The organism is Nonlabens sp. Asnod3-A02 (assembly GCF_045063755.1).
Classification (GTDB): domain Bacteria; phylum Bacteroidota; class Bacteroidia; order Flavobacteriales; family Flavobacteriaceae; genus Nonlabens; species Nonlabens xylanidelens.
The window spans coordinates 229,584-243,272 of record NZ_JBEFOC010000006.1 but is presented as its reverse complement, the minus strand read 5'-3'; the positions used below and the strand labels follow the sequence as shown (position 1 = coordinate 243,272).

11 protein-coding genes are annotated in these 13,689 nt (G+C 34.9%); 7 read left to right on the top strand and 4 right to left on the bottom strand.

The genetic code is table 11. The features are described from left to right. The first annotated feature begins 143 nt into the window (after positions 1-143). The 4 genes from ACJJVN_RS02220 (at position 144) to ACJJVN_RS02205 (ending at position 4,214) form a co-directional block, all read left to right on the top strand. Positions 144-1,430 carry a citrate synthase gene (locus ACJJVN_RS02220; RefSeq protein WP_405377010.1) on the top strand — a complete coding sequence of 429 codons (1,287 nt, stop codon included), beginning with the start codon at positions 144-146 and terminating at the stop codon, positions 1,428-1,430. Positions 1,431-1,591: 161 nt separating this feature from the next. Beyond that, positions 1,592-2,512, top strand: coding sequence for a dimethylarginine dimethylaminohydrolase family protein (locus tag ACJJVN_RS02215; RefSeq protein ID WP_405377009.1), 921 nt, complete (start codon positions 1,592-1,594; stop codon positions 2,510-2,512). Then, on the top strand, positions 2,512-3,441 hold the full coding sequence (ctlX, locus tag ACJJVN_RS02210) for a citrulline utilization hydrolase CtlX (protein ID WP_405377008.1): 930 nt from the start codon (positions 2,512-2,514) through the stop codon (positions 3,439-3,441). The genes ACJJVN_RS02215 and ctlX overlap by 1 nt, the downstream gene beginning before the upstream one ends. 173 nt (positions 3,442-3,614) lie before the next feature. Further along, complete coding sequence (locus ACJJVN_RS02205; protein WP_405377007.1) at positions 3,615-4,214, top strand: nitroreductase family protein; 600 nt, start codon at positions 3,615-3,617, stop codon at positions 4,212-4,214. Between the two features lie 55 nt (positions 4,215-4,269). Here ACJJVN_RS02205 and ACJJVN_RS02200 read toward each other — a convergent pair whose 3' ends face one another. Together ACJJVN_RS02200 and ACJJVN_RS02195 are read right to left on the bottom strand one after the other, a co-directional pair. Further along, positions 4,270-5,697 (bottom strand): SDR family oxidoreductase, encoded by a 1,428-nt coding sequence (locus ACJJVN_RS02200; RefSeq protein WP_405377006.1) that lies wholly within the window; start codon positions 5,695-5,697, stop codon positions 4,270-4,272. A 103-nt stretch (positions 5,698-5,800) separates the two neighbouring features. Beyond that, entirely contained in the window at positions 5,801-9,262 is a 3,462-nt protein-coding gene (locus ACJJVN_RS02195) for an ABC transporter permease/M1 family aminopeptidase (protein WP_405377005.1), read from the bottom strand. Between the two features lie 13 nt (positions 9,263-9,275). Here ACJJVN_RS02195 and ACJJVN_RS02190 point away from each other — a divergent pair, with 13 nt between their 5' ends. After that, positions 9,276-9,425: a hypothetical protein gene (locus ACJJVN_RS02190; RefSeq protein ID WP_405377004.1), complete on the top strand. Its 150-nt coding sequence runs from the start codon at positions 9,276-9,278 to the stop codon at positions 9,423-9,425. Positions 9,426-9,483: 58 nt separating this feature from the next. On the opposite strand, the gene ACJJVN_RS02185 is transcribed toward ACJJVN_RS02190, so the two are convergent. Both ACJJVN_RS02185 and ACJJVN_RS02180 read right to left on the bottom strand, forming a co-directional pair. Then, positions 9,484-10,383 carry an ABC transporter ATP-binding protein gene (locus ACJJVN_RS02185; protein WP_405377003.1) on the bottom strand — a complete coding sequence of 300 codons (900 nt, stop codon included), beginning with the start codon at positions 10,381-10,383 and terminating at the stop codon, positions 9,484-9,486. A gap of 78 nt (positions 10,384-10,461) precedes the next feature. Continuing rightward, positions 10,462-10,887, bottom strand: coding sequence for a hypothetical protein (locus tag ACJJVN_RS02180; protein ID WP_104515628.1), 426 nt, complete (start codon positions 10,885-10,887; stop codon positions 10,462-10,464). Between the two features lie 79 nt (positions 10,888-10,966). Between ACJJVN_RS02180 and argS the strand changes: the two genes are divergently transcribed. After that, positions 10,967-12,751 carry an arginine--tRNA ligase gene (gene argS, locus ACJJVN_RS02175; protein WP_405377002.1) on the top strand — a complete coding sequence of 595 codons (1,785 nt, stop codon included), beginning with the start codon at positions 10,967-10,969 and terminating at the stop codon, positions 12,749-12,751. Positions 12,752-13,110: 359 nt separating this feature from the next. Beyond that, positions 13,111-13,689, top strand: a complete 579-nt coding sequence (locus tag ACJJVN_RS02170) for a phage tail protein (RefSeq protein WP_245890685.1) — start codon at positions 13,111-13,113, stop codon at positions 13,687-13,689.

Genomic DNA, 13,689 nt, shown 5'->3' with positions numbered 1-13,689 from the left:
TATTCGTAGAATATTCTAAGTTATCGCCCTAAATAGATGTATTAAAGATTAAATATTTATTAAATAATTAAACTTCACTTCTATATAGTATGAAAATTAAAGCTTGTGACGTATTTTCGTAGACAGAAAATCCAAAAATAAAAATGGCAGACAAGGCGATATTAGAGTTTGAAGGCAAGAAATACGAGTTTCCTGTTATTACTGGCTCAGAAGATGAAAAGGCAATAGACATAAAAACACTTAGAGGCGCAACTGGTGGACTTACCACTATTGACCCAGGTTATAAAAATACTGGTAGTTGTACTAGTGCAATAACATTCTTAAATGGTGAAGAAGGAATTCTTAGATATAGAGGTTACTCTATAGAAGACCTTGCAGATAAAGCTGATTTCCTTGAAGTTGCCTATTTATTAATCTTTGGTGAGTTACCTACAATTACTCAATTAGAGAAGTTTCACAGTGACATTAAAGCTCAATCTCATGTAGATGAAGATGTAAAGAAAATCTTAGATGGTTTTCCTAAGACGGCTCACCCTATGGGAGTGCTTTCTTCTTTAACAAGTGCGCTTATAGCATTTAATCCATCTTCAGTAAATGTAGATAGTGAAGAAGATATGTACAAAGCTATCGTGAACATCATGGGTAAATTCCCAGTTCTTGTAGCATGGGCATTAAGAAAACGTACAGGACAGCCACTTGATTATGGTGATGATAGTCTAGGTTATGTAGATAACATCCTTAAAATGATGTTTAAGAAACCTAATTCTGAATATAAAGTAGACCCTATTGTCTCTAACGCACTAGATAAATTATTAATCCTTCATGCAGACCATGAGCAAAACTGTTCAACAAGTACAGTACGTATCGTAGGTTCTTCTCATGCAGGTCTTTTTGCAAGTTTAAGTGCCGGTATATCTGCACTTTGGGGACCACTTCATGGTGGTGCTAACCAGGCAGTTCTTGAAATGCTAGAAGCAATTAAAGAAGATGGTGGTGATACTAAAAAGTATATGGCTAAGGCTAAGGATAAGAATGATCCATTCCGTTTAATGGGATTCGGACACAGAGTTTATAAAAACTTTGATCCACGTGCTAAGATCATAAAAGTAGCTGCAGACGAGGTTCTTGAAGCATTAGGTGTAGAAGATCCTATCTTAGACATTGCTAAAGGTCTAGAACAAGAAGCTCTTAACGATCCTTACTTTGTAGATCGTAAATTATATCCTAACGTAGATTTCTATTCTGGTATTATTTACCGTGCAATGGGAATTCCAGTTGAAATGTTTACAGTTATGTTTGCATTAGGACGTCTTCCAGGATGGATCGCACAATGGAAAGAAATGAGAGAAAATAAAGAACCTATAGGTAGACCACGTCAGGTTTATACAGGTGAAAACTTAAGATCTTTTAAAGAAGCATCTGACAGATAATCTCTTTTAAATTAGATATTTAAAACTCCCAAAAGTAAATGCTTTTGGGAGTTTTTTAATTTTATAAACTTTATAAGTTGATCTTTAAATGATTATAAAGAGTTGATAAAAGCATTGTGATATTAGTAGAAAAGACTAGTGGTAATTATTAAATTCGCATTATGGAAAAAATTAATCTTCATGTTAATAACGAGACCTCAAGGTTAAGGTCGGTAATTTTAGGTACAGCTAAAAGCAATGGTCCAGTGCCAGATCTAGTAGATGCCTATGACCCTAAGTCTAGAGAACACATCATAGCAGGTACTTATCCTAAAAATGAGGATATGGTAAGAGAAATGGAAGCGGTTGCTGCTGTGTTTGAGAAATATGATGTAAAGGTTTTTAGACCTGAACAAATAGAAGACTGTAATCAGATATTTACACGTGATATAGGTTTTGTAATCGATAATGTTTTTGTGAAGGCAAATATTCTCCCAGATCGTGAGGAAGAAATAGAGGCTATACAATACGTAATAGACCTAATTAATCCTGACAACGTAGTACGACCTCCAGAAGAGGTTCATATAGAAGGTGGTGATGTTATGTTATATAACGATCATGTTTTTGTGGGGACTTATCGTGGAGAGGACTATGCAGATTATATAATAGCTCGCACTAATGTGCAAGGTGTGGAATGGCTAGAAAAAACTTTTCCTAATAAGAAAGTGGTCTCTTTTAATTTAAGAAAAGATAATCACGATCCATACAATAACGCATTGCATTTAGATTGTTGTTTCCAGCCTGTAGGTGACGGTAAATGTATTATACATAGAAACGGATTTTTACAAGAAGAAGAGTATCAATATTTAATTGATTTCTTCGGACCAGAAAATTGCTTTGAAATATCTCAAGAAGAGATGTATTACATGAATTCAAATATCTTTTCTATCGCTCCGGACGTAGTAGTGTCAGAAAAGAATTTTACAAGATTAAATACATGGTTGCGCAGTCACGGTATCACCGTAGAAGAAGTGCCATATGCTGAAATATCAAAACAAGAAGGTCTTTTAAGATGTTCTACCTTACCCTTAATTAGAGATTAATGAGACAAATTACTGATACCATTTTCATGGTACGCCCTATACAGTTCCGTTTAAACGAAGAAACTGCCGTAAACAACTATTATCAAGATGAAGGCGTAAAGATCATTGATCAAAACAAGAAAGCTCAAGATGAATTTGACGCTTTTGTAATAGCAATACAAGAAAAAGGAATTCATGTATTAGTAGTACAAGATCGCATAGAATTTGACACGCCAGATTCTATATTTCCTAACAACTGGATCTCTACTCATGAAAACGGAGACATCGCATTATATCCTATGTTTGCCGAGAACAGACGTAGAGAGAGAAGACCAGACGCTATGGAGTTAATGGAAGCAGAAGGTTTCCAGATCAACAACGTTATAGATTACACAAGTGCTGAAGACGAAGGGATCTTTCTAGAAGGAACTGGTAGTTTGTTATTAGATCGTGTAAATCGTAAAGCATACTGTAGTTTATCTGCTCGTGCAGACGAAGAACTGATGATCGAATTTTGTGAAGATTTTGAATACACACCTGTTATCTTCAAAGCTTATCAAACAGTAGGAGAAGAGCGTCTATCTATTTATCATACTAACGTAATGATGGCTCTAGGAGAAGATTATGCAGTAATTTGCCTAGATTCCATTGATGATAAGAAAGAAGCTAAAAACGTTCTAAATCACCTTAAAGAAGACGGTAAAGAAGTAATAAAGATTACCGAAGAGCAAGTGAATGCGTTTGCAGGTAACATGATGCAGGTTCATAATGATAAAGGTGATCGCATTCTAGTAATGAGTGACCAGGCATATAAGTCGTTAACTCCTATGCAAATTGAAAAATTAGAAAAATATAACGAGATTTTACATCCATCTATTTCTACTATTGAAACCTTAGGTGGTGGCTCTGTAAGATGTATGATGGCCGAGGTGTTTTTACCTAAGGTATAGATGCTTTTGATTTTCTAGATTAATTTTTTCGACTCTTTTTTAACTTTTAAATGATGTTGTTTTAAGAACCACTGTTAAAGTTGTTGCGTTTATTTATAAACTTGTGGCATCTATAATAGGAATGCTTAAATTCATAGAAATAAGCGTAATACATAAATCTTAAAATTTAATATATGAGTTTTTTAGAATCGATGCAATGGAGGTATTCAACAAAAAGATATAATCCTTCAAAGAAAGTGGCGGTAGATAAAATGGAAGAATTGAAAGAGATTCTTAGGTTATCACCTTCTTCTATTAATAGCCAGCCGTGGAATTTTACATTTGTAAATGATGCCGATTTAAAAAATAAATTAGCCGCAGCTTCTTATTTTAATGAACATAAAATTAAAGATTGTGATACTCTAGTTGTCTTTAACAGAGTTGATAATTTAGAATTGTTTGAAGAGCAAATAGAAAACTCATTGCCAGATGGCTCTGTAGAGTATTATAAAGATGTTTTAAAGCCATTATCTAAGAAAGATATAACTACATGGTTTGATAAGCAAGTTTATCTTTCTATAGGTGTACTATTGAGCGCTTGTGCTCAAATGAAAATAGATGCAACACCTATGGAAGGTATCGATGCAGAAAGGTATAATGAAATTTTAGGGCATGAGGGTTATCATTCTGTAGTCGCTGTTGCCGTTGGGTACCGTGATGAAAATGATAGTAATCAAATAGATCGTAGTCCTAAATCTAGATTACCTATGGAAAAAGTTGTAACCTCTATTTAAAAAAATATGCTCACGAGAGATAGAGTTAAATTAACCTCTCGTGAGTATTTTAATACTACTTCCCAGTTGCGATATGTTTCATCATACCAGCAAAAATAAAGTAATGAAACGGTAGCATAGAGTACCAGTATAGTCTACCCCAAATTCCTTTGGGTCTAAAAGTCGCTGTTTGATGTACGACATTGTTCTCATCGATTTCAAATTCTAACCAGGCTTCTCCAGGCACACGCATTTCGGCAAATAGTAGTAACCTTTTTCCCTCACGGTCTGCAACAAGAACACGCCAAAAATCTAAGGCATCTCCAGCATAGATAGTGGTAGGATTTGTACGACCGCGTCGCAAGCCTACACCACCTAAAAGCTTATCCAGATAACCTCTTATTTTCCATAAAAACGTTGCGTAATAATAACCGTTTTTACCGCCTATGGACCAGATCCTTTCCAGCGCCGCGTCAGGATCATTAGCTGCTAGTTTTTGAGCATCCTTAAGACATCCATAACTTGGGACCTGTTTATATTTATTGAGATTGTATTTAAATCTACCGCTCACCATAGAATCTTTCCAGCTGCTGACTACCTGATTTTGCTCAATTTTTGCAAAAGCCATAGTAAGCGCTTCTTGATAATCGTATAATTCTATGCCTAATCGTTGAGCAAGATCATTCTTAGAAGCGATCACTTCTATAGCCATGCTGTTTACTAGATTTTGAGCAAGTTTATAACTCGTGCTGGTTACAAAGTACAACCAGTAACTACTCAACTTAGGCGTCATAACTGGTACCGTGATTATAGCTAGTTTTAAGTTTCGGTTTTTGGCATATCCCTGCATCATTTCCTTGTAAGTTAAAATGCTTTTACCACCTATATCAAAACTTTGACGGTAACAATCTTCTCTACCTAAAACACCTATTAAAAAACTCATCACATTGCGTATAGCGATGGGATGCGTTTTAGTATTCACCCATTTAGGAGTGATCATTACAGGTAACTTTTCACATAGGTCGCGTACTATTTCAAAAGAAGAACTACCACTACCCACAATTATTCCAGCTCTTAATACCGTGAGGTTATAATCTCCTGTATAAAGTATGTCTTCCACTCGCTTTCGCGAAAGCAAATGCTTACTCAATTTATCCTCGTTTACTATTCCGGAGAGATAAATAACTTGTTTACAGTCTGTTTCTCTAATTAATTTTACAAAGTTTTGAGCACTTTGCGCTTCTAGTTGATCAAAATCTTCTGTGCTCGATGTCATGGAATGGATCAAATAATAGGCAGCATCTATATCTTGAGGTAATTTTTGATTTAATTCTACCTTTAGAAAATCTACTTCTATAATCTCTATTTGATCGCGTATTTCTTGTGGCACAGATAGTCTTGCCGCATTGCGCACTGCACAAACCACTTTATGATCTGCTTTAAGAAGTTCATATAATAAACGGACTCCTATATAACCGTTGGCACCTGTAAGTAATACTTTCATGTCTTAAAGATACTACACTAGATAGGTACCTCGACCAATAGTTTGTTAAAACAAAAAACGCCATCTGGTGAAGATGGCGTTTTAAGACTATTATAAAAGTATTTTACTCTTCTTTTTTCTTGCTGTCAGATTCGGTTACTTTTTTACGGTTATCATTAGTACCTCTATCTATTAGTTTGTTGTAAGGGTCGATACCTACTTCTACAGGTTTCTTAGTAACGAGTATAGATTGATTATTCTCAATATCAGTAAATTTTAGTTTCTTTAAGAACAGCACTTCTTCTTCACCGGTTTCTTCATTTTCTTCTCCAAAGATTCCTATTTCTATATAGTCGGCAAGCGGTAGTGAAGAAATGGCTTTCTTTTTACCTTTTGGAGTAAAGTTAAGACTATCTCCGGCAACTGATGCATAAGATTTATCACCTCTTTTATCAGACCTGTATTTGCTTACCAGACTCTTTATGTTCACCAGATATTCATCTTCATTGATCTTTGTGTAGGTTGCATCTGTTATTTCATTATCATAAAGAGTAATGGTCTCAAACATATCCTTTATTACATACTGTAATGAATCTGGAGTAACTAATTTTATGTCTTCTACAAATTCTATAGCAGTAGGGTAAGGGGCGCTTTTAAATTGATGCTTTTCGGCAAATCTTTTAATGACTCCATTAAATTTCTTTTCTCCTATGTAATCGCTCATAGCATATAATACTAGAGATCCTTTTTGATAATGTATGTATTGTTGGTTCTCATTATACATCAATGGGTTTTCTTTAATAGACTCTCCAGTACGACCAGACAGATAACCATCTAGTGCATCTTTAAGAAATTTGCGCATTTGATTTTTACCATAGACCTTCTCTAGTACTTTAAGAGAGCTGTACTCAGACATACTTTCAGAAAGAAGAGTCGCACCTTTTGCATTTGCACCTATTACCTGGTGTGCCCACCACTGGTGTGCCAGTTCATGCGCTGTAATTGCTAGTGGATAATCTACAGCATCCTTATCGGTATCATCAACATCGGCTATAAAACCTACACCTTCACTAAAAGGAATTGTATTTGCAAACGCCTGTGCAAAACTTCCATATCCCTTAGGGAATTCAATAATGCGTGCCTGTCTGTGCTGGTAAGGCGTAAAATTCTCATTGTAATAATCCAGTCCTTCTTTTAAACCCTTCATCATACGATCTAGGTTATAGGTGTGATCTGGATGGTGGTATATTTCTAGATTCACTCCATTGTGAACTTCTTTAACCACTTCATATCTACCGCTCAAAAACGAATAGAAATTAAGCATCTTAGAATCCATTTTATAATGAAAATACTTCTGTCCATTTTCTTCCCATTCTTTAATTAAATACCCAGGTGCGATGGCTATCTGATCTGGAGAGGTACTTACTGTAGCTTCAAAATCTATCCAGTCACTATTACCACCTATATAATTATTATCGGTTGCACCAGGACTAGTAGCTGCAGGTAACCTATCCTTAGGAGGTAAGTCATACTTTTCTCTTAATTTTACATTGCGCAATTCATATGCATCATTATAACCTATAGATGGATACATGCTGTTATTTAAAAAAGTACCATTACTAGCAATAGGAGATTTATTGTCCATAAATCTATTCTCCTCATTATGCATGGTAAATTTCATGATAAGCGTGTCACCAGGTTGCAATGCTTCATTAAATTGATACATTCTATATTGATAATCTTCGTTATCATAGACCACTTCAGTAGCTCTGTCTAGTGTAAATTCTACAGGATAATCTGTTACATTTACATGAAGAGTGTCTATCGCAACCATAGTCTGATTAATCAATGTATAGGTAGCACCAGCTTTAAAATCCTTTGTCTCAGGAAAGATATCCATAAACGTATTTACAGCAACCAGTCTAGGTTGTGCAATGTTTAAATATTGTCCTAAATCTTTTTCATAATTCACACGACGTTCTTCTTGTTCTTTACCGGTTAGACGCTCATTGTCATAGTTGTTTATTTTCCATATGTAACCACCTAAACCTATAAAACCTAATAAAGAAATGGATGCAATGGTTATAATTGATTTTGATAATCTCGCTTTCGCGAAAGCGATACGACCAGCAACATCTGTGCTCATACCACGTCTGTAGAATAATAAAGCAACACAAAGTAACACGATGCCGAATAGAATCCAATACACTCGATAGGTATAATATGGCGCGAGCGCATCTCCATAACCGTTAAAGTCTGATGGGCTGGGTTCTCCTACAGAATTAAAGTCAAAAATAGCTTGGTCTATTCCTATGGCTCCGGTTACTGTAGGTATAGCCACCCCTAGAATTACTAATACAGCGAGTCCTAACCATTTGTTTTTGATTAGTGTATGTACTAACAGAGACATTAAAATCCATGGGATGTATTTCCAGATATTAAGGAAGAATGCCTGAAACAAATATAGGTCTATCTGGTAGTCATGGAAGGATAAAAGTGATTGTGTAGCTACTCCACAAATTATAAGAATAACTTGTAAAACTGCTAGCATGAGGACTAGTGCACCAATATTAGAAACTAGAAATAACCAGCTCTTAGTAGGTGTCACATCTACTATTTGTTTAATGTGAGCAGAGTTAGAACGATCTATTAAAAATCCTGAATACAAGAAGATCAATAAAAAGGAAAATAACAGCACATACGTAGATGGAATACCTAGCATAACCCACGTTTTAGGCAATAATGGCGTGCTGAAAATAAGACCACTATTAAACATCATTACAAAAGTTAATACTATGGCGAGAAAAGCAATAATGATAAATGGCCATCCATAAATGATGTATTTAGTATCGCTTTTAATAAGAAGCCATAAAGTAGAAAGCTGGCCTTTTAAAGAAAAATCTGTAGAGACAGTAGGCAAGATTATTTTGCTTATCCCGCTAGTGTTTTCTTTAGTTACTTTTTTAGATTTTTTAGATTTAAATAAAGTCGCTGCATTTTGAGCAAAATTAAATCTTGCAATAACGAGACCTAGAATAAGTATAGAAATACCAGCCCATAGGACTCTATTCCATAGAATCATATCTTCAAATGGTAACATACGGAAACTCTGTTCTATAGGTGTCCAGTATTTTGTAGTCTGGCCAGTAGCCACAATTCCTAGTGGGTCTGCAAGAGCGAGCCAGAATGGATCTTCTACCTGATCTACATAAGAGGTCACTATTAATTGCGCAATAATCAGAGTAAGAATAGACATGAAACCCACATTCATATTGCGAGTAAAAACGATAATGGCAAATACTATAGCACTATAAAAAATCACGTTAGGAACTACAACTATGAGAAATGGTTGTACATAATTCCATAGTTTAAAAGGACCGAGAAGTTCTGGATTTGTTCCAGGTAGATAACCACCTATCATTAACCCCACGACTACTAGAAAAATAAGGATTAAGTAGATAGAAATACCAGCACAATATTTAGCCAGTAAGTATTCCCATTTTTTTATGGGATAAGAATAAAGCACGTTGTGCATGTTATTCTTGAAATCTCTGTAAATGGTGCTCCCTACAAATGTGGGAATCATCAAATAACAGAAAATGGAAATTATAGAAATAGATTTTAAAATCTCAAATGGACTGTTTATAAATGAATTGCTCGTGGTTGTTGCATTATCACCGTCAAAAAAGCCTGCAGGTATTGCCATCACTAGCATACCTAAAATCAAAAAGATTGCAGCAAATACATAAAAAAGCGGTTTCTTAAACCACGTTTTTATCTCGTGAATAAATATGGTAGAGAACATAATTAAACTATTTCTGGTTGGGTAGTAAACTTGTCACTACTTAGTGTGGTAAAGTAAACGTCTTCTAGTGTTGGATTCGCTTTCGCGAAAGCTGCACCAGGGCTAACATCTCCATAAACACGCACATTAAGCATGTTGTCTTCATTATAACTAGAAGAAATAACATTATAATCTTTTTGCATTTTTTCTATAGCCTCACGATTTACCGTGGTAGTCCATACTTTATCCTGTAGGCTTGCAACCATTTGTTTAGGAGTGCTTTGTGCAAGTATTTTACCGCCGTTAAGAATAGCCATGTCGGTACATAATTCTTTTACGTCGTCTACAATGTGCGTAGAAAATATAACAATGTGGTTAGTCCCTATTTCTCTAAGAACATTTAAAAAGCGATGACGCTCTGCAGGGTCTAGTCCAGCAGTAGGTTCATCTACTATAATAAGTTTTGGGTTATTTAATAATAATTGAGCGATACCAAAACGCTGTTTCATACCACCAGAATAACCAGCTACATGTTTGTCTTGGACATCAGTAAGATTAGTCACCTCAAGAGCTTTTTCTACTATGGCTCTACGTTCAGATTTATTGGTAATTCCTTTTAAACTAGCAAAATAATGCAATAAATCATGTGCACTCATTTTAGGATACACACCAAATTCTTGTGGTAGATAACCTAAGTTTTTTCTAAATTCAATCTTGTTATTTAAAATATCTAATCCGTCTAGATGTATACTACCAGAGTCAGGAGACTGTAAAGTAGCAATAGTTCTCATTAAGGAAGATTTACCAGCACCATTAGGACCTAGTAAACCGAACATACCAGCGTTGATATCTATCGTTACATTATCTAGCGCTTTTACACCATTACTATATGTTTTAGAAACATTCTTTAAACTGAGAATCATGTGATTGAAATTTATTATTTAAAGAGTTAGTGTCTCCTTCATCCAATACGTTACATTTTTCTCTTATAAAGACGCCGATTATAAATCATCTATGTATTCAAAACCTTGGTCAGATTTTAATTGAGCTAGCTTTTCAAAAAACTTATGAATCTTCTTATGATCTGCCTTTACTTTAATAAAGTAGTTATCTCTATGTATGCTATACTCTTGGGCTTTTCCTTTATAAATAACCAGTTTATAATAGGGAATAGGCAGGGCATAGGTTTCTAGTAAAGATCTAAATCTTAATATCACACCGTTTTTCCTCAACTCCATGTTGCAAGAATTAATGTTGTTATCCAGTACTAATAGGTTGTGAATCTGTATGCTGCATGCGGTTATAAAAAGCTTAGGAGAACCAGATCCTTTTAATTTCCACCTTTCTTTTAAAGTGAGAATAGCACCTACCTCGCTAGAAATAGTGCGTTCAATTTTAGGATTATTGTAAGAGACATTATGTAGCATATCGTAAAGTTACTTTCTTAGTAGTAGTAATTCCCTAAGCCTTTCATAATCCTTATCTTTGCGGGCTTAAATTTTTATTATGACACTTTTTCAACAACTGGAGAACGCATCAAAAGAAGCTGTAAAATCTATTTTTTCTATAGAATTAGATAATGTAGAAATTACGCTTACGCGAAAGGATCAAAACGGAGACTTTACCATCATGGTATTTCCTATGTTACGTCATATTAAAGGTAATCCAGCGGCGATAGGTCAACAAATAGGAGAGTATCTAATAGAGAATACTGATTTAGTTACCGATATAGAAGTCATTAAAGGTTTTTTAAACATAACAGTTGCTGCAACAGCATTCTTAAAAGACTTTAACCGAATACTTAGTGATGCAAATTATGGTGTAAAAAATCAAGATACTACCCAACCTGGTGTTATGGTAGAATATAGTTCTCCTAACACAAATAAACCGCTTCACTTAGGACATGTTAGAAATAACTTATTAGGTTTTTCTGTAGCAAATATTATTGAGGCGACTGGACGCACAGTAAACAAAACACAAATTATAAACGATCGTGGAATTCATATTTGTAAATCTATGCTAGCATGGGAGCAATATGGAGATGGCGAGACTCCAGAATCTACAGGTTTAAAAGGAGATAAATTAGTAGGTAACTACTATGTGAAATTTGATCAGGAATATAAAAAGGAAATAGCAACTCTTATTGCTCAAGGTAAAACCGAAGAAGAAGCAAAGAAAGAAGCTCCGTCTATTCTAGCAGCTCAAGAAATGCTTCAAAAATGGGAGCAAGGCGATGCTGAGGTAGTTGCACTATGGGAAAAGATGAACAGCTGGGTTTATGACGGTTTTGAAACTACGTATAGAAATCTAGGAGTAAACTTTGATAGTTTGTATTACGAAAGTAATACGTATTTATTAGGTAAGGATGTCGTACAAGAAGGTCTTGATAAAGGTGTTTTTGAAAAAGATCCTGATGGTTCTGTATGGATAGATCTTACAGAAGATGGTTTAGACAGAAAAATTGTTTTACGTAGTGATGGAACTGCAGTTTACATGACTCAAGATATAGGAACAGCTATACAGAGAGTAAAAGATCACAACATTAATTCTATGGTTTATACCGTAGGTAATGAACAAGATTATCACTTTAAAGTACTTTTCTTAATACTTAAGAAACTAGGTTTTGACTGGGCAGAGAACTTATACCACCTGAGTTATGGTATGGTAGAACTTCCTTCTGGTAAAATGAAATCTCGTGAAGGAACGGTGGTAGATGCTGACGAGTTGATGGAAGAAATGACCTCAACTGCAAAAACCATTGCACAAGAACAAGGAAAATTAGAAGGTCTTTCTGAAGATGAGAAAGAACGTCTGTATAATATGATAGGCTTAGGGGCTTTAAAATACTTTATGCTGAAAGTAGACCCTAAGAAAAACATGATGTTTGATCCAGCAGAATCGGTAGATTTTCAAGGGAATACCGGTCCTTTTATTCAATATACACATGCTCGTATTCAGTCGATATTAAAGAAAACAGGATTTGATTCTAATAAATTAATGACTGCCACAAATTTAGAGTTGACAGATAAGGATACCGCAGTGATAATGTCATTGCAGCAATATCCTACCATGATACAAACTGCGGCAGATAAATACAGTCCAGCATTAATTGCAAACTATGTGTACGAGTTAGTAAAAGAATTCAATTCTTTCTATCAAAACGTACCTAAAATAGTAGAAGAAAATAATGCAGACTTGAAGCAATTCCGTTTGTTATTATGTTATAAGACAGCAGCGGTTGTGAAAAGCGCTTGTCACCTCATGGGAATAGAAGTTCCTGAACAAATGTAAAATATAGTAAGACTAATATATATTAGTACTAAGCTTCTTTTTAATTCATCGTGAATTAAGAAGAAGCTTTTTTTGTTATAGATAATTCATTGAACGGACTCTTTCTCTCAATTATTCTCATCATTTACTAGAATTAGATGATTTAATTCAAGTTTTAAGAACTGAGTTGGTCTAATCTTTTAGACGAATGACATCCTAATTTATGTGATTTCAGCTGTATTTGGGTATTTATACCCATTAGGTTATGGGTGTAAGTACGTAATTTTAAGTCATCGCCCTGATAACAGGTCATAGCAGGCATTTTTCAAGTGTATTTTTAGCGTCTCAAAACCTTAAAAATATAACCTGAAATTACTATTATGAAAAAAACTACTTTTATTTTATTATTCATGCTTTTAGGAAGCATTTATAATGTGAGTGCACAAGATGACTTTATAGGCGAAGTGAAAATGTTTGCTGGGAATTTCGCTCCTAGAGGATGGGCGCTTTGTCAAGGTCAATTATTACCTATTGCTCAAAATTCAGCTTTATTTAGTATAATAGGAACCACTTATGGTGGTGATGGTCGTACTACTTTTGGATTACCAGATTTACGTGGTAGAGTACCAGAAGGAGTTGGAACTGGTCCAGGATTATCTCCTGTCCAATGGGGACAAAGATCAGGAGCTGAAACTGTGACCTTAACAACGGCAAATTTACCATCACATAATCATGCGGTAAATGGTGTGTCAGAAGTAGGAACTACTAATGTTCCTTCAGGAGCTTATCCTGCAAATTCAGGTGTTTTTGATAACGAATATGGAACTGGAACATCTACTCCAATGCATGCAGGTATGATAGGATACACTGGTGGTGGTCAGTCAGTCAGTATCAAACAACCTTCTTTAGGTATGCATTACATCATTTGTTTACAAGGAATTTTCCCTTCAAGAAGTTAG

Excerpts from the sequence above, each read along its gene's own strand:
- ACJJVN_RS02200 (WP_405377006.1), bottom strand. The coding sequence starts at position 5,697 with ATGAAAGTATTACTTACAGGTGCCAACGGTTATATAGGAGTCCGTTTA.
- ACJJVN_RS02205 (WP_405377007.1), top strand. The coding sequence starts at position 3,615 with ATGAGTTTTTTAGAATCGATGCAATGGAGGTATTCAACAAAAAGATAT.
- ACJJVN_RS02195 (WP_405377005.1), bottom strand. The coding sequence starts at position 9,262 with ATGATTCCCACATTTGTAGGGAGCACCATTTACAGAGATTTCAAGAAT.
- ACJJVN_RS02220 (WP_405377010.1), top strand. The coding sequence starts at position 144 with ATGGCAGACAAGGCGATATTAGAGTTTGAAGGCAAGAAATACGAGTTT.
- ctlX (WP_405377008.1), top strand. The coding sequence starts at position 2,512 with ATGAGACAAATTACTGATACCATTTTCATGGTACGCCCTATACAGTTC.
- ACJJVN_RS02190 (WP_405377004.1), top strand. The coding sequence starts at position 9,276 with ATGGAAATTATAGAAATAGATTTTAAAATCTCAAATGGACTGTTTATA.
- ACJJVN_RS02170 (WP_245890685.1), top strand. The coding sequence starts at position 13,111 with ATGAAAAAAACTACTTTTATTTTATTATTCATGCTTTTAGGAAGCATT.
- ACJJVN_RS02215 (WP_405377009.1), top strand. The coding sequence starts at position 1,592 with ATGGAAAAAATTAATCTTCATGTTAATAACGAGACCTCAAGGTTAAGG.
- argS (WP_405377002.1), top strand. The coding sequence starts at position 10,967 with ATGACACTTTTTCAACAACTGGAGAACGCATCAAAAGAAGCTGTAAAA.
- ACJJVN_RS02180 (WP_104515628.1), bottom strand. The coding sequence starts at position 10,887 with ATGCTACATAATGTCTCTTACAATAATCCTAAAATTGAACGCACTATT.
- ACJJVN_RS02185 (WP_405377003.1), bottom strand. The coding sequence starts at position 10,383 with ATGATTCTCAGTTTAAAGAATGTTTCTAAAACATATAGTAATGGTGTA.